This window comes from Streptacidiphilus sp. PB12-B1b, from assembly GCF_014084125.1.
Classification (GTDB): domain Bacteria; phylum Actinomycetota; class Actinomycetes; order Streptomycetales; family Streptomycetaceae; genus Streptacidiphilus.
Genome location: NZ_CP048405.1, coordinates 113,630 through 129,332, shown reverse-complemented (window position 1 = coordinate 129,332; position 15,703 = coordinate 113,630). Strand labels below are relative to the sequence as shown.

Sequence of the window (15,703 nt, the reverse complement as noted above, 5' to 3'; positions counted from 1 at the left end):
GCGCTGGGCGCTCGACAATCGTACGATCCGGGGATGGATACGCACAGGGAGCCGACGGGCAGCACTGATTCCGTTCCCTCCGGGGTTTCTGACGCCATGTCGGACACTCCGGGAACGGTCGCGGTAGTGATTCCGGCGCGGAATGAGGCCGCCCGCATCGCCCTGACGGTGCTGGCCGCCCTGCGGCTTCCGCGCGTGGGCCCGGTGGTCGTGGTGGACGACGCCTCGACCGACTCGACGGCCCGGGTGGCCGAGGAGTCGGGGGCCCGGGTGGTGCGCCTGCCGACCGCCCTGGGCCGGGCGGCGGCGCAGCGGCGCGGGGTGGCGGCGGTGCGGGAGACGGCCGGAACCGGACGGTGCTGCCTGCTCTTCCTGGACGCCGACTTGGGCGCCAGCGCGGATCAGGCGGCCGCGCTGGTGGAGCCGGTGCTGGCCGGTACGGCCGATCTGGCGCTGGCGGTCCGCCCGGGCGCGCCGGAGCGGGCGGGGGCGGCCACCCGGCGGGCCCGGGCGGGCATCCAGCGGGCCACCGGTGTGCTGGTGACCGCGCCGCTCACCGGTGAACTGTGCCTGAGCGCCGCCGCGTTCGCGGCCGCGTCGGCCGGGGCGGCGCCGGTGGCGTCCGGGCCCGGTCTGATCATCGACCTGTTGCGACAGGGGTACCGGGTGGTGGAGGTGCCGCTGGAACTGACCCACCGTCCGGCCCGCCGGGGCGTGGGAGCGGCCCTGCGGGAACTGCGGCGCTACCGCGAGGTCGGACGCGAGGTGGCGGCGCGGGGGAACTCCCGCTGAGGGTGCTGCTATTCATCTGCATATTCGCCCACGTTTTCGATCGACAGCGGGGCAAAAGACACCAATCATCCAACACGGCACAGTTCTGGACATCACCCAATCGGTATGTGTAGAAGTGGAGCATTAATTGCCGTTTGGCATGACATGGGGGTGCGTAGTGCAAGAATTCGGACAAAAAGGGCGCACAACCCTGAGGGCGAACCCGCGGTGCCGCTCACTGCGCGTTACCACACCCACTGCCACCCCCTTCCCGCCCGCACCCATCGTGAAGGGCATGCAGCATGGCTGAACAACAGTCCCCCGGCACCGGCCAGACCCTCGCGGGCACCGCCCCCGACGCCGCCGAGCCCCTCGGCTTCCCCGCGCCCGCCACGCCCCCCGGCCCGACGCTCGCCCACGCCCCGCACGGCGTCCACCGCCCCGGCGCCGATCCCCAGGCCGGCGCGCCGAGCGATCCGCTGACGGAGCCGCAGGCCGGGCGGGCCACCGACCCGCTGGCGGACCTCACCACCCTCTTCGGCCTCACCGAACGCCTCACCAGCGCCTCCACGCCGGAGTACAGCCTGGAGGACATCCTGCTCGGCGTCCTGGAGACCGGCGCGACGCTGGTCGGCGCCCAGCGCGGAATGATGCTGCTCACCCAGAGCGCCGACGGCCGCCCGGCGGCGTTCGGCACCGTCGACACCCCAGGCACCATCGTCGGCTACGGCCTGGACCGCTCCGCGCTCGGCGCGCTGGAGACCATCCCGCGCGACGGCGGCCCGTACGCCGGGCTGCTCGACGGCCGCAGCCAGGTGCTCCACCCCGGCCCGCTCGACCGGCCCGCCGACCGCGTCGAACCGGGCGCCGTCCGCGATCCAGGCGCCGTCCGCGAACCGGGCACCCTGCGCGACCCGGGCCCGCTCGGACACCCGCCCCGCACCTCCGGCCGGACGACCGGGCAGGCGACGGCGCAGACAAGCGGGCAGGCAAGCGGGCAGGCCGGTGACTCCCGGTTCCGCGAGGTCGCCCGGCACCTGGGCATCAGTGCCTCCTACGCGCTGCCGCTGGCCGTCCCCGGCGACGGCGGCGCCCCCTTCGGCGTGGCCGTCTGGTTCTACGACACCCCCACCGCCCCCGGCCCGCAGGAGCAGCGGCTGGCCTCGCTCTACTGCGCCGCCGCCTCCCCGCTGATCGCCGTCGAGGTCAAGCGCGACCGGCTGCGCCGCACCGTCGACGCGCTGCGCCGGGGGCTGCTCCCGGACCGGCTGCCGCGGCTGCCCTCGGTGCAGCTGGCCGCCCGCTGCCTGCCCGCGGGCTTCGAGCGCTCCCGCGGCAGCGACTGGTACGACGCCCTCGAACTGCCGGACGGCGGGGTGGCGTTGAGCGTCGGCAGCGTCACCGGCGGCGGGGTCGACTGCGCCGCCGCCATGGGCCGGCTGCGCGCCGCCCTGCGCGCCTACGCGGTGCTGGAGGGTGAGGACCCGGTGGCCGTCCTCGGCGATCTGGAGCTGCTGCTGAAGGCCACCGAGCCGGCCCGCACCGCCACCGCGCTCTACGGCTACCTCGACCCGGACACCCGTCGGCTGTCCCTCGCGGGCGCCGGACACTGCCCGCCGCTGCTGGTCACCGCCTTCGGCGCGAGCTTCGTGGAGACCTCGCTGTCCGCCCCGCTGGCCATGCTCAGCTGCTGGGAGGCGCCCGGCGTGGAGCTCCGGGCCGACCGCGGCGACCTGCTGCTGATGTACACCGAGGGGCTGGCCCGCCGCTGCGGCCCCTCGCTGCACGCCGGCCAGGCGCGGCTGCGCTCCGCCGCCGCCTCCGCGCCGCGCGAGACCCGCCGCGATCCGGAGCGGTTCTGCACGCACCTGCTGGACGTCTGCCTCGGCGGCGGCGAGCCGGGCAACGGCCCGGGCGCGCCCGGCGACCCGGCCGATCCGCAGCACTGCTCCGGAGCCGACGACATCGTGATGCTCGCCGCGCGCTTCGCATAGCGTCCGCCCCCTCATAGGATTGCGAGGACCGTCCACCCGTCACACTCCTGACGCGCCGGGGCGGTCCCGCACGAGGAGGAGGCGACAAGGGTGTCGGACGACCGCACGCAGGACGTACAGGACGCAGGGGAGGCCTCGGGGGAGGCCGGGCAGCAGGAGGCCGCCGAGACCGAAGCCCCCATCAAGGGCCGCAAGAACGGCCTCTACCCGGCGCTCTCCGACGAGCTGGCCGAGGTCATGAAGTCCGGCTGGGCCGACACCGAGCTGCGCGACCTCGTCCCCGACGAGCAGGCCGCGTACGCCGCCAAGCGCCGCGCCGCGCTCTCCGCGCGCTTCCCCGGCGACCGGCTGGTGATCCCCGCCGGGCGGCTGAAGACCCGCGCCAACGACACCGACTACCCCTTCCGCGCCTCCACCGAGTACGTCCACCTCACCGGCGACCAGGCCGAGGACGCCGTGCTGGTGCTGGAGCCGCGCGCCGAGGGCGGCCACGACGCCCACGTCTACCTGCTGCCCCGCTCCAACCGCGAGAACGGCGAGTTCTGGCTGGACGGCCACGGCGAGCTGTGGGTCGGCCGCCGGCACAGCCTGGCCGAGGCCGAGGCCCTGCTCGGGCTGCCCACCCGCGACAGCCGCAAGGTCGTCGAGGAGCTGACCGAGGCGGCCGAGGACCAGCCCGCCCCCACCCGGCTGCTGCGCTCGCACGACGCCCGGCTGGAGGCCGCCCTGGCCGAGCACACCACCCGGCACGGCGACGAGGAGCTGCGGGTCTTCCTCAGCGAGCTGCGCCTGGTCAAGGACGAGTGGGAGGTCGGCCAGCTGCAGGCCGCCTGCGACGCCACCGTCAAGGGCTTCACCGACGTCGTCCGCGAGCTGGCGCAGGCCGTCGCCACCTCCGAGCGCTGGATAGAGGGCACCTTCTACCGCCGCGCCCGGGTCGAGGGCAACGACGTCGGCTACGGCTCGATCTGCGCGGCCGGGCCGCACGCCACCACCCTGCACTGGGTCCGCAACGACGGCGAGGTCCGCCCCGGCGAACTGCTGCTGCTGGACGCCGGCGTGGAGACGCACACCCTCTACACCGCCGACGTCACGCGCACCCTGCCCGTCGACGGCCGCTTCACCGAGCTGCAGCGCCGGCTGTACGACGCGGTGTACGACGCGCAGGAGGCCGGGATCGCCGCGGTCCGGCCGGGCGCGCGCTTCCGCGACTTCCACGAGGCCTCGCAGCAGGTGCTGGCCGAGCGGCTGGTCGAGTGGGGCCTGGTGGAGGGCCCGGTCGAGCGGGTGCTGGAGCTGGCACTGCAACGCCGCTGGACCCTGCACGGCACCGGCCACATGCTCGGCATGGACGTCCACGACTGCGCCCAGGCGCGCACCGAGGCGTACGTCGACTGCGTGCTGGAGCCCGGCATGGTGCTCACCGTCGAGCCCGGGCTGTACTTCCAGGCGGACGACCTGACCGTGCCGCAGGAGTACCGAGGCATCGGCATCCGGATCGAGGACGACATCCTGGTCACCGCCGACGGCAACCGCAACCTCTCGGCCGGGCTGCCGCGCTCGGCCGACGAGGTCGAGTCCTGGATGGCCTCCCTCAAGGGCTGACCGGCGACGCACCGGGGCCGGTGGCGCAGGGGTTTGCCCCTGCGCCACCGGCCCGAGTCGTTCCCCGGCCGTCGTTCCCCGGCCGTCGTTCCCGGCGCGCGTCGTTGCCCGGCGCTACGGGGCGGCGGCCCGCCCGGCCCGGTCCGCGTTGGCGAGGACGGCGTCGTGGAACCACTGCGCGCCGCCGGACACCGCCCGCTCGTAGGTCTCCTCGAAACGCGGATCGCCGGTGTACATCCCGGCCAGGCCGCGGTGCATCTCGTACGGGCAGTCGTAGAAGTTGCGGCAGATGTGCTGCCGGTGGTCCTCGGCGATGGCCATCGCCTGCTCGCTGCCGGGCTCCACCCCGGCCCGTACCGCCTCCGCGATCCGCCGCATGACGTCGTCGGACTCGGCCCTGACCCGCAGCCAGTCCTCCTTGCCCAGCTTCGCCGTCCGGCGGCGCGACTCCTGCCACGCCTGCGTCCCGCCCCAGCGCTGCTCCGCCTCGGTCTCGTACTCCTCGCGGTAGCCCTCGCCGAAGACCTCGAACTTCTCCTCGGGCGTCAGATCGATCCCCATGCTGCTTGCCTCCAGTGCGTGTTCCACGGCGGCGGCCATCTCCTGGAGCCGGGCGATGCGCTCGGTGAGCAGCCGGTGCTGGCGGCGCAGGTGCTCCGACGGGCCCACCTCCCGGTCGTCCAGGACGGCCGCGATGTCGTCGAGGGGGAAGCCCAGCTCGCGGTAGAACAGGATCTGCTGCAACCGGTCCAGATCGCCGTCGTCGTACCGGCGGTATCCGGACGGCGTGCGACTGCTCGGGCGCAGCAGTCCGATCCGGTCGTAGTGGTGCAGGGTGCGCACCGTGGTCCCGGCGAAAGCCGCGACCTGCCCGACCGAGTACCCGCTCACCGGGCCCTCCCTCCTCGTCTGCCTTGCACGGCCCAGCCTGGGGCCTCACCCGGCGTGAGGGTCAAGCGGCAGTCGGAAGTGGCGGTCGGGAGCGGCGGTCGGGTCAGGAGGCGTGCAGCAGCGGGCGGTCGCAGTAGGTGAGCGTCTTGTCGAAGGAGACCACCGCGCCGCTGCGCGGGTTGTCCCGGAACTGGACGTGGTCCACCAGCGCGCGGATCAGGAACAGCCCGCGACCGCTCTCGGCGCAGGCGTCGGGCAGCTGGGTGCCGGCGTCCGCCGGGATGCCCGCGCCGCGCCGCCGCCGCACGGCATGCCCGCCGCGCACGCCGCCACCGGCCCGGGCGCCGTTCGCCGCCGTGCCGTTCGCCGCCGGGCCCGCCGCCGCGCCCCGGCCGGTCTTGCCCGCACCACCGCGCGCCCCGCCCCGCAGCACGCCCGTGCGGCCCCGGGCAGCGGTGAAGCCCGGCCCGGAGTCGGTGACCTCCACCCGCAGCCGGCCGTCCTCGATGGTCGCGGTCACCTGGAAGCCGCTGTCCTCGCCCGAGCCGGCGATGTACGCGGCATGCTCCACGGCATTGGCGCACGCCTCGGTCAGGGCCACCCCGACCTCGTGCGAGACGTCGGGATCCACACCGGCCGAGGCCATCGTCCCGAGCAGGATGCGCCGGGCCAGCGGCACACTGGCGGGCTCGCGTCGCAGATGCAGAGACCACCAGATGTCCACGACAGGCTCCTCCTGGCTGCGGCTCCACGTACCTGTACCTATTGCCGAGCGGCCGGTGCGTCAACCGCTCACGGGGCGAATTGTCACCCCGGTGGCGGATGCGCGAGGAGCGCCGAACCGCGCCCGGCGTGCCCGGGGCGCATCCGCCGCCGCCCGGAGCGCCACCCCTGAGCAGCGGCGCGGCGCGACGCGCGGCCCCGGACCGGCCCCGGCCGGAGGGCCGTCCGGACGCGGTGAGAGACTGGCCGACGTCATGTTGAGGAGCCTGGTGGGACGCCTGCCGCGTCCGGCACACGCCGTAGCGCTCGACCTTCGCGCCCTCCGGGCCCTGCCCTTCGCGTCGGTCTGCGTCGTCGTGTCCGGACTCGCCCACAGCCTCGGCGGGGGCGGCACCGTGCCGCTGCACGCGCTGCTCGTCGGCGGGCTCGCGGTCTGGGCCCTGGCGACCGCCCTGGCCGGGCGGGAGCGCTCGCTCGGCGCGATCGCCGCCGGGCTGGCCGTGGGACAGCTGGGCCTGCACCTGTACTTCCACCTCTCGCTCGGCTCCATGGCGGGCATGTCCGGCTCCGGTTCCGGTTCCGGCGTCGGCTCGATGGCCGGGATGCCCGGCATGGCCGGGATGACCGCGCCGGGCGCGGCGGGCGGCGGCCAGGGCAGCGCGCTCACCGCGCTGGCCCTGCGGCTGATATGCGGCCCGGCCGGGGCGTCCGGCACCGGCGGCCTGCCGCCCGGCACCACGGCCGGGGAGATCGTCAGCCGCGCCGGACTCGATCCGCACCTGGCCGTCACCGCGCTGCCGCAGCTGGACGCCTGGACCGGCTCCGCGGTGCTCGGCCTCACCCCGCTGATGCTGCTCGGCCACCTGCTGGCCGCCCTCGCCGCCGGCTGGTGGCTGCGGCGCGGCGAGGCCGCCGTGTGGCGGCACGCCCGGGTCACCGTCCAGCTGGCGGAGACCCTCGCCCGGACCCACCTCGCGCAGCTGCGCACCGCGCTGTCGCTGCTCGGTGCGCTGGTACGCGGGCTGCTCGGCGCGGAGCCGGACCGCCCCGGCGGCGGCACGGCCCGGGACGCCGCGCCCCGGCGGCTGCCGCGCACGGCACTGCTGCGGCACCAGGTCGTCCGGCGCGGGCCGCCCGCGCTGCTCACGGCCTGACACCTGCACCGGGATCGGAGGCACCCGCGGACGCCGTCCGTGCGCGCCGTCCGTCCACGGAGTCCGTCCACGGACGCCCGGGGGAGCAGGGCAGGCCGAGCCGCCTTCACCTGCCCACTCCACGATCCTGGAGCGATTCCCCATGCGTACCACCACCACCGTCAAGCGTCGGGTCGGCACTGTCGCGGCGGTCGCCGCCGCCGGCGTGCTGCTGATCGCCGGGCCCGCGTCGGCCCACGTCACGGTGCAGCCGCCGACCGCCGTCAAGGGCGCGTCCGACCAGACCTTCTCGTTCCGGGTGCCCAACGAGAAGGACAACGCCTCCACCACCGAGGTGCAGGTCTACTTCCCCAGCGCCGAGCCGATCGCCTCGGTGCTGGTCGCGCCGACGCCCGGCTGGAAGGCCAGCATCACCAGCGTCAAGCTGGCCACCCCGATCCAGACCGACGACGGCGCGATCACCGACGCCGTCTCCTCCATCACCTGGACCGGCGGCAGCATCGCCCCCGGCTACTACCAGGACTTCACCGTCGACATGGGCCAGCTGCCCAGCAACACCGACGCGCTGACCTTCAAGGCGCTGCAGACCTACAGCGACGGCTCGATCGTCCGCTGGATCCAGAACGAGGTGCCCGGCCAACCCGAGCCGGCCAACCCGGCCCCGGTGCTGACCCTCACCGACGCGGCCGCCCCGGCGGGCAGCAGCAGCGCCGGGGCCAAGGCCGCCGCCACGGCCGCCGCGCCGTCGGGCTCCGGCAGCGACACCCTGGCGCGGGTCCTCGGCGGGATCGGCGTGGTCATCGGGCTGCTCGGGGTCGGCTTCGGCTACCTCGGCTGGCGCCGCGGCGGCAGCTCCGGCTCCGGCCGCGGCACCGGCGGCAGCAGCGCCGGAGCCTGACCCGCGCGCGGTCGGGCGTCCCGCCGTCCCCGGGACGCCCGACCGCGCCCCCGACCAGCTCACCGCACCCGTCCGAGAGAACGGACCCACGCATGTCCCCCTCCCAGCCCGACACCCGCACCGACGCCCGCGCCGAGTCCCAGCCCCGGCGCCTGTCCCGGCGGGCCCTGGTCGGCGGCGCCCTGGCCGCCGCCTCCGGCCTGCTGCTCACCGCCTGCGGCAGCAGCTCCGGCAACAGCTCCGGCTCCGGCTCCGGCGACTCCGCCGTGCAGGCCGGGGCCGCGCACTCCCCGTACCAGGGCAGCTACCTGCCGCGGACCTTCGACAAGCCCGACGTCACGCTGACCGACACCAGCGGCAAGCCCTTCAACCTGGCGCAGCGCACCGCCGGGCGGGCCGTGCTGCTGTACTTCGGCTACACCCACTGCCCGGACGTCTGCCCGACCACCATGGGCGACATCGCCGTCGCGGTGTCCAAGCTGCCCAAGGCCCAGCAGCAGCAGATCGACGTGGTCTTCATCAGCACCGACCCCACCGTGGACACTCCCGCCACCCTGCGCAGCTGGCTGGACTCGTTCAATCCCGCCTTCATCGGGCTGACCGGCGACATCGACACGGTCATCAAGGCCGCCTCCTCGGTCGGCGTCTACGTGGCCGCGCCCAAGGCCGGGCAGGAGCCGGTCCACGGCGCCGAGGTGCTGGGCTTCCTCCCCTCCGACAACAAGGCGCACGTGCTGTACACCAGCGGTGTCGCCTGGGGCGAGTACGCGCACGACATCCCGCTGCTGATCAGGAGCGTGACCGCGTGAGGCGCGCCGGACTGCTCTGCGCCGCCGGCGCGGCGGCGCTGGGGCTCACCCTGGCCGCCTGCGCCGCCGACGGCTCCTCCCCCGCCTCCCCCGCCAGGATCTCGGTCAGCGGCGCGTACGTGCCGCTGTCGGCCACCCCCGACATGGCGGTCGCCTACTTCGACATCGCCAACACCGGCGGCAGCGCCGACCGGCTGACCGGCGTCACCAGCCCCGACGCGCAGAGCGCCGAGCTGGACCAGTCCACGGCGACGTCGATGACCGCGATCACCGGCGGCGTCGCCGTGCCCGCGCACGGCAGCACCGCCTTCGCCCGCGACGGCCGGCACGTCATGCTGATGGGCCTGTCCCCCGCGCCCAGGCTCGGCGGCCACGTCGAACTGCGGCTGACCTTCCAGCACTCCGGGACGATCACCGTCGAGGCCACCGTCCAGCCGCTGACCTACCAGCCCGCGAGTTGACGCCCATGCCGACCCGATCCCGCCCGCTGCCCGCCCGCGCCCTGCCGGGCCGCAACCTGCCCGGCCGCAACCTGCCCGGCCGCCGGCCGCTGCGGCGGCGCGCCGCCTCGCTGCTGGCCGTGCTGGCGGCCCTGCTCGGGCTGATGCTCGCCGGGGCCACCGCCGCCTCCGCGCACGCCGCGCTGCTCTCCACCGACCCCGCCGAGAACTCCGTGGTGCAGACTGCGCCCGCCGAGGTCACCCTGCACTTCAGCGAGCAGGTCACGCTGGCCACCGACGACCTGCGGGTGTTCGACCCCAACGGCAAGCGGGTGGACGCCGGGCCCACCGGCCACGCGGGCAGCGACGACACCACCGCCCAGGTCAGGCTGGCCACCGGCCTGGCCCAGGGCACGTACACCGTCGCCTGGCGCGCCATCTCCGCCGACACCCACCCGGTCTCCGGCGCCTTCACCTTCTCCTACGGCCACGCCTCGAGCACCACCGCCGTCGCCGGTGAACAGGCCACCAAGGGCAGCGCGCTGGTCGGCGCCCTGTACGGCGGCAGCCGCAGCGTCCAGTACGGCTCGTACGCGCTGCTGGTCGGCGCGGTGGTGATGGTGCTGGCCTGCTGGCCGCGCGGGGTGCGGCTGAGGTCGGTGCAGCGGCTGATGCTGGTCGGCTGGGCCGGACTGCTGCTGGCCACCGTCGCCGAACTGCTGCTGCGCGGACCGTACGCGGCCGCCTCCGGCCTCGGCGGGGTGTTCGATCTGACGCTGATTCAGCAGAGCCTCGGCGAACGCCTGGGCACGCTGCTGATCGTCCGGGTGCTGCTGCTGGCGGCGGTCGGCGTCTTCCTGTCGCTGCTGGCCGGCCAGGCCGGCATCGGCGGCCCCCCGGCAGCGGACGCGGACGCGGACGTACCGGAGGCGGGCGCGCAGGCGCCGGACGCCGCCGAACACCGGCTGCGCATCGGCCTGGGCATCGGCTGGGCCGTGCTGTCCATCGCGCTGGCCTGCACCTGGGCGCTGGGCGACCACGCCTCCGTCGGCATCCAGGTGGGGCTGGCGGTGCCGCTGGACGTGGTCCACGTCCTGTCCATGGCCTGCTGGCTGGGCGGGCTGGCGACCGTCCTGGTGGGGCTGCGCCGGACCGAGGCCGAGGGCGGGGTGGGCGCGGCGCAGGTGGGCCGCTTCTCCGCGATCGCCATGACCTGCGTGGCCGCGCTCGTCGGCACCGGCGTCTACCAGGCCTGGCGCGGCCTGGGCAGCTGGGGGGCGCTGGTCACCACCACCTACGGGCGGCTGCTGCTGGTGAAGATCGGCGCGGTGCTGATCATGCTGGCCGCCGCCTGGGTCTCCCGGCGCTGGACCGCGGTGCTGCGCACCCAGCCCGCCCCGGAACCGGCACCCGAACCCGAAGCCGCGGCCGAAGCCGAAGCCGCGCCCGAAGCCGAAGCCCCCGAGGCGGAGGCCGACGCGGACGCCGAGGCCGGGAGCGACGACCCGGTGCGCCGCGCGCAGCTGGCCCGGCAGCGGGCGCTGCGCGCCGGCGTCGCCTCCCAGCGCGCGCGGGAGGCCTCCCCGGCGCGGACGATGCTGCTGCGCTCGGTGCTGCTGGAGGTGGCCTTCGCCGTGGTCGTCCTGGTGGTCACCACGCTGCTCACCAACGCCCCGCCCGGCCGCGAGGTCACCCAGCAGGCGGCGGCACTGGCGGCGACGCAGAACCAGCCGGTCAACGTCACCCTGCCGTACGACACCGGCGGGCCCGGCGACAACGCGGACGGCAAGGTCAACATCGCCATCGACCCGGCCCGCACCGGCCCGAACACCCTGCACGCCTATGTGTTCGACCGCAGCGGCAAGCCGGTGGACGTCCCCGAGCTGGACGTCACGCTGTCGCTGGCGGCCAAGGACCTGGGCCCGCTGACGGTCCCGGTCGCCAAGGTCGACCTGGGCCACTGGGCCGCCTCCAAGGTCGAACTCCCGCTCCAGGGCAAGTGGTTGATGGCGGTCAGCATCCGCTCGGACGCCATCGACGAGACAACCGTGTCCACGACCATCCAGGTGGGCTGAACCATGGCAGCACAGCAGTCCAAGAAGTCGCCCAAGCCCGCCGCGCCCCCCGCGCCGGAGGCAGCGCCCGCCGCGCTCTCCCGGCGGCGGCTGCTGACCACCGCCGGGGCGGTCGGCACCGTCGGGGCCGCCGTCGGCGTGGGCGCCTACGCCCTCGCCGACACCCGCCCCGGCGGCCCGGCGCACGCCGCCGCCACCGGCGCCCTGCCGCTGACCGCGCTGGGCGCGGACTCCGTCCCCTTCTACGGCGCGCACCAGGGCGGCATCGTCCAGCCGATGCAGGCCCGGATGTACGCCGCCGCCTTCGACCTGGCGCCGGGGACCGCCCGGCCCGGGCTGATCTCGCTGATGCGGCGCTGGTCGGCGGCGGCCGCGGCGATGGCCGAGGGGCGCACGCCCCCCGGCGTGCAGGACACCGACGTCGCGCTGGACGCCGGGCCCAGCTCGCTCACCGTCACCTTCGGCTTCGGCGCCGCGGTCTTCGCCAAGGCCGGGCTCGGCGCCCGGCTGCCCGCCCAGCTGGCCCCGCTGCCGGCCTTCCCCGCGGACGCCCTGGTGCCCGGCAACAGCAACGGCGACCTGTGGGTCCAGGTCTGCGCCGACGACAACCTGGTCGCCTTCCACGCCCTGCGTACCCTGCAGCGGCTGGCCGCCGGCGCGGCCGTGCTCCGCTGGCAGATGAGCGGCTTCAGCCGCTCGCCCGGCGCGACCGCCCAGCCCCGCACCGCCCGCAACCTGATGGGCCAGATCGACGGCACCAACAACCCCAAGCCCACCGACACCGGCTTCGACCAGGAGGTCTTCGTCCAGGCGAAGGACGGCCCGGCCTGGATGACGGGCGGCAGCTACACCGTCTTCCGGCGGATCAGGATGCTGCTGAACACCTGGGAGGAGCAGACGCCGACCTACCAGGAGCGGGTCATCGGCCGCCGCAAGGCGTCCGGCGCACCGCTCTCCGGCGGCACCGAGACCACGCCGGTGGACCTGGACAAGCTCAACCCGGACGGCTCGCTGGCCGTCCCCGGCGACGCCCACATCCGGGTCGCGGCGGCCTCGTCCAACCAGGGCGCGGCCATGCTGCGCCGGGGCTACTCGTACGCCGACGGGGTCCGCCCGGACGGCTCCCCCGATGCCGGGCTGCTGTTCGTCGCCTTCCAGTCGGACCCGCTGACCGGCTTCGTCCCGGTGCAGCGCAAGCTGTCGCGCGGCGACGCGCTCTCGCAGTTCATCGCGCACGAGTCCAGCGGCCTGTACGCCGTCCCGCCCGCCGCACCCGGGCCGGGGCACTACGTCGGCCAACCGCTGCTGGAGTCCTGACCCGGCGGGCCGGGGGCCCGGCCCGCCGGCGGCGGCGTCCATGCAGCGGAACAGTGCCACCCTGGGTGCAGGGAGTGGCTAACGTTGCTCCGGCAGCGCCACGTCCGTGCCCGGCTCGGCTCCCGGAGGCCCCCTTGTCGCCCCACCGCTACACCTACCTCGGCCCCGAGGGGACCTTCACCGAGGCGGCGCTGCGCACGCTGCCGGAGGCGGCCACCCGCGAGCTGGTGCCCTCGGTGTCGGTCCCGGCCGCGCTGGACGCGGTGCGCAACGGCGAGGCGGCGGCGGCGCTGGTGCCGATCGAGAACTCGGTGGAGGGCGGGGTCACCGCGACCCTGGACGAGCTGGCGACCGGCAGGCCGCTGATGATCTACCGCGAGGTGCTGCTGCCGATCGCCTTCGCGCTGCTGGTCCGCCCCGGGACGGCCCTGGCCGACGTCAAGACGGTCACCGGGCACCCGGTGGCTCAGCCGCAGGTCCGGCGCTGGCTGGCGGAGCACCTGCCGGACGCGCTGTGGGAGTCGGCGGCGTCCAACGCGGACGGCGCGCGGCTGGTGCAGGAGGGCCGCTTCGACGGGGCCTTCGCCGGGGAGTTCGCCGCGCCGCTGTACGGGCTGGAGCCGCTGGCCTCGGAGATCCACGACGCGTCCACCGCCACCACCCGCTTCGTCCTGGTCGGCCGCCCCGGGCGGACGGCCGCGCCGACCGGCGCGGACAAGACCTCCTCGGTGTTCTGGCTGGCCGACGACCACCCCGGCGCGCTGCTGGAGCTGCTGCAGGAGTTCGCGGTGCGCGGCGTCAACCTGACCCGGATCGAGTCCCGCCCCACCGGCGAGGGGCTGGGCCAGTACTGCTTCTCGGTGGACGCTGAGGGGCACATCACCGACCGCCGGGTGAGCGAGGCGCTGATGGGGCTGCACCGGATCTGCCCGAAGGTGCGCTTCCTGGGCTCGTACCCGCGCGCGGACGAGCTGGCGCCGGCGGTGCGCCCGGGCACCTCGGACCTGGAGTTCACCGAGGCGGCCGACTGGCTGTCGCGCTGCCTCGACGGACGCGGCGAGCAGTAGCCCGGCCGTGCCGGGGCAGGGCTGCGACTGCACGGCGACGGCGCTTGATCATCTATGATCGTTTGCGATCGGCGCGTTCCCGAGGGATCGCGGGTTTCTGGGGATTCCCCGGGAGAGTTTTCCCCAGGCTGATCGGCTCTGGGGAAGCGGCGAGTTATCCACAGGTTGGGGATGTGTCGACACATCGCCTTCTGGCGGGCTCGACAGCCGCCCTTCGGGTACCGATCCCGCAAACCGGACAAATCCAGACACGAGCCGGTTGTTTACTCCCCGGTGACCCTCTGGACATCGGAAATCACGCAAACGTGCGCGGAGCCGAGGTTTAGCCCGCCCGGGAACGGGACCGGCCGGAGCCGCTCCGGATGCCCTCGGCGGGCCCGGCATCCACAGCCCTGGCGCGGCAACTGTGGACAAAGCTATGAATCCCCAGGCTGTTCCGAGATATCCACAGGGCGGGGCCAGTTATCCCCAGGTAATCCACCGGTCTCATCACGATGAAAAACCAACGCATAGCACCCAGAACATGACAGAGCCTATCAAGAAGTGATCATCGAGAGAAAAGCCCTCCCGGTCCGCGCACCCCGCGGCGACCCGGCGGCGCAGCGCCACCGCACGGTAATGCGGCGGCGTCCGACGCCGACCGACCGGTAGGCTCGTCCACGTGATTGACCTTCGTCTGCTTCGTGAGGACCCCGACCGTGTGCGCGCATCGCAGCGCGCCCGAGGAGAGGACGTCGCCCTCGTCGACTCGCTCCTGCGCGCCGACGAACGGCGCCGATCGTCCGGTTCGCGCTACGACGAGCTGCGCAACGAGCAGAAGCAGCTGGGCAAGCTCATCCCCAGGGCCCAGGGTGAGGAGAAGGCCGAGCTGCTCAAGCGCACCGGCGTCCTCGCGGCCGAGGTGAAGGCCGCCAACACCGAGCAGAACGAGGCCGAGCAGGAGGCGCAGCGGCTGCTCGGGCAGCTCGCCAACCTGCTCCACCCGGACGTCCCGATCGGCGGCGAGGAGGACTTCGCCACCCTGGAGCACGTCGGCACCCCGCGCGACTTCGCCGCCGAGGGCTTCGAGCCCCGCGACCACGTCGAGCTGGGCCGGATCCTCGGGGCCATCGACATCGAGCGCGCCGCCAAGGTCTCCGGCTCGCGTTTCTACTACCTCACCGGCATCGGCGCGCTGCTGGAGCTGGCGCTGGTCAACATGGCCATCGCCCAGGCGGTGGAGGCCGGCTTCACCCCGATGCTGACCCCGGCGCTGGTCAAGCCCCGCGCCATGGAGGGCACCGGCTTCCTCGGCCAGGCCGCGGAGAACGTCTTCCGGCTGGAGGAGGACGACTTCTACCTGGTCGGCACGTCCGAGGTGCCGCTGGCGGCGTACCACATGGACGAGATCATCGACGCGGAGCAGCTGCCGCTGCGCTACGCCGGGTTCTCGCCCTGCTTCCGCCGCGAGGCCGGGACCTACGGCAAGGACACCCGGGGCATCATCCGCGTGCACCAGTTCGACAAGGTCGAGATGTTCTCCTACGTCGCGCCGGAGGACGCCGAGGCCGAGCACATCCGGCTGCTCGGCTGGGAGAAGGACTTCCTCAACAAGCTCGACCTGGCCTACCGGGTGATCGACGTGGCCTCCGGCGACCTCGGCGCGTCCGCGTACCGCAAGTTCGACATCGAGGCGTGGATCCCCACCCAGGGCAAGTTCCGCGAGCTGACCTCCACCTCCAACTGCACCGAGTTCCAGGCCCGCCGGCTGGACATCCGGATGCGCGGCGCGGAGGGCCGGAACCGCCCGCTGGCCACGCTGAACGGCACGCTGTGCGCCGTCCCGCGGACCATCGTGGCGATCCTGGAGACGCACCAGCAGGCGGACGGCTCGGTCACCGTGCCGGAGGCGCTGCGCCCGTACCTGGGCGGACGCCCGGTGCTGGAGCCGATCACCCGGTGAACCCGCCCGACCGACCG

13 protein-coding genes are annotated in these 15,703 nt (G+C 74.5%); 11 read left to right on the top strand and 2 right to left on the bottom strand.

Going from position 1 to position 15,703, the window contains the following annotated elements; genetic code table 11:
• The first annotated feature begins 96 nt into the window (after positions 1-96).
• The 3 genes from GXW83_RS00585 (at position 97) to GXW83_RS00575 (ending at position 4,370) form a co-directional block, all read left to right on the top strand.
• The gene (locus GXW83_RS00585; protein WP_225446664.1) at positions 97-792 is read left to right on the top strand and encodes a glycosyltransferase; all 696 of its coding nucleotides are present in this window, start codon (positions 97-99) and stop codon (positions 790-792) included.
• A gap of 281 nt (positions 793-1,073) precedes the next feature.
• Complete coding sequence (locus GXW83_RS00580; RefSeq protein WP_182440921.1) at positions 1,074-2,765, top strand: PP2C family protein-serine/threonine phosphatase; 1,692 nt, start codon at positions 1,074-1,076, stop codon at positions 2,763-2,765.
• 90 nt (positions 2,766-2,855) lie between these two features.
• Positions 2,856-4,370 (top strand): aminopeptidase P family protein, encoded by a 1,515-nt coding sequence (locus GXW83_RS00575; RefSeq protein ID WP_182440920.1) that lies wholly within the window; start codon positions 2,856-2,858, stop codon positions 4,368-4,370.
• Positions 4,371-4,484: 114 nt separating this feature from the next.
• On the opposite strand, the gene GXW83_RS00570 is transcribed toward GXW83_RS00575, so the two are convergent.
• Together GXW83_RS00570 and GXW83_RS00565 are read right to left on the bottom strand one after the other, a co-directional pair.
• Positions 4,485-5,261, bottom strand: a complete 777-nt coding sequence (locus GXW83_RS00570; protein WP_182440919.1) for a MerR family transcriptional regulator — start codon at positions 5,259-5,261, stop codon at positions 4,485-4,487.
• A gap of 103 nt (positions 5,262-5,364) precedes the next feature.
• Entirely contained in the window at positions 5,365-5,985 is a 621-nt protein-coding gene (locus GXW83_RS00565) for an ATP-binding protein (protein ID WP_182440918.1), read from the bottom strand.
• Positions 5,986-6,253: 268 nt separating this feature from the next.
• Here GXW83_RS00565 and GXW83_RS00560 point away from each other — a divergent pair, with 268 nt between their 5' ends.
• The 8 genes from GXW83_RS00560 to serS all read left to right on the top strand — a co-directional run bounded on the left by GXW83_RS00560 (position 6,254) and on the right by serS (position 15,686).
• Positions 6,254-7,138: a hypothetical protein gene (locus GXW83_RS00560; protein WP_182440917.1), complete on the top strand. Its 885-nt coding sequence runs from the start codon at positions 6,254-6,256 to the stop codon at positions 7,136-7,138.
• A gap of 142 nt (positions 7,139-7,280) precedes the next feature.
• On the top strand, positions 7,281-8,036 hold the full coding sequence (locus tag GXW83_RS00555; protein ID WP_182440916.1) for a YcnI family protein: 756 nt from the start codon (positions 7,281-7,283) through the stop codon (positions 8,034-8,036).
• A 92-nt stretch (positions 8,037-8,128) separates the two neighbouring features.
• Positions 8,129-8,845 carry an SCO family protein gene (locus GXW83_RS00550; RefSeq protein ID WP_182440915.1) on the top strand — a complete coding sequence of 239 codons (717 nt, stop codon included), beginning with the start codon at positions 8,129-8,131 and terminating at the stop codon, positions 8,843-8,845.
• Positions 8,842-9,306 carry a copper chaperone PCu(A)C gene (locus GXW83_RS00545; protein ID WP_182440914.1) on the top strand — a complete coding sequence of 155 codons (465 nt, stop codon included), beginning with the start codon at positions 8,842-8,844 and terminating at the stop codon, positions 9,304-9,306. Before GXW83_RS00550 ends, GXW83_RS00545 begins: the two co-directional genes overlap by 4 nt.
• Before the next feature lie 5 nt (positions 9,307-9,311).
• Positions 9,312-11,360, top strand: a complete 2,049-nt coding sequence (locus GXW83_RS00540) for a copper resistance protein CopC (RefSeq protein WP_182440913.1) — start codon at positions 9,312-9,314, stop codon at positions 11,358-11,360.
• A gap of 3 nt (positions 11,361-11,363) precedes the next feature.
• Positions 11,364-12,677, top strand: coding sequence for an iron uptake transporter deferrochelatase/peroxidase subunit (gene efeB / locus GXW83_RS00535; protein WP_182440912.1), 1,314 nt, complete (start codon positions 11,364-11,366; stop codon positions 12,675-12,677).
• Between the two features lie 134 nt (positions 12,678-12,811).
• Entirely contained in the window at positions 12,812-13,744 is a 933-nt protein-coding gene (gene pheA, locus GXW83_RS00530) for a prephenate dehydratase (RefSeq protein ID WP_182440911.1), read from the top strand.
• Positions 13,745-14,405: 661 nt separating this feature from the next.
• The gene (gene serS / locus GXW83_RS00525) at positions 14,406-15,686 is read left to right on the top strand and encodes a serine--tRNA ligase (protein ID WP_182440910.1); all 1,281 of its coding nucleotides are present in this window, start codon (positions 14,406-14,408) and stop codon (positions 15,684-15,686) included.
• Positions 15,687-15,703: the final 17 nt, after the last annotated feature.

Excerpts from the sequence above, each read along its gene's own strand:
- GXW83_RS00555 (WP_182440916.1), top strand. The coding sequence starts at position 7,281 with ATGCGTACCACCACCACCGTCAAGCGTCGGGTCGGCACTGTCGCGGCG.
- GXW83_RS00550 (WP_182440915.1), top strand. The coding sequence starts at position 8,129 with ATGTCCCCCTCCCAGCCCGACACCCGCACCGACGCCCGCGCCGAGTCC.
- GXW83_RS00580 (WP_182440921.1), top strand. The coding sequence starts at position 1,074 with ATGGCTGAACAACAGTCCCCCGGCACCGGCCAGACCCTCGCGGGCACC.
- efeB (WP_182440912.1), top strand. The coding sequence starts at position 11,364 with ATGGCAGCACAGCAGTCCAAGAAGTCGCCCAAGCCCGCCGCGCCCCCC.
- GXW83_RS00585 (WP_225446664.1), top strand. The coding sequence starts at position 97 with ATGTCGGACACTCCGGGAACGGTCGCGGTAGTGATTCCGGCGCGGAAT.
- GXW83_RS00540 (WP_182440913.1), top strand. The coding sequence starts at position 9,312 with ATGCCGACCCGATCCCGCCCGCTGCCCGCCCGCGCCCTGCCGGGCCGC.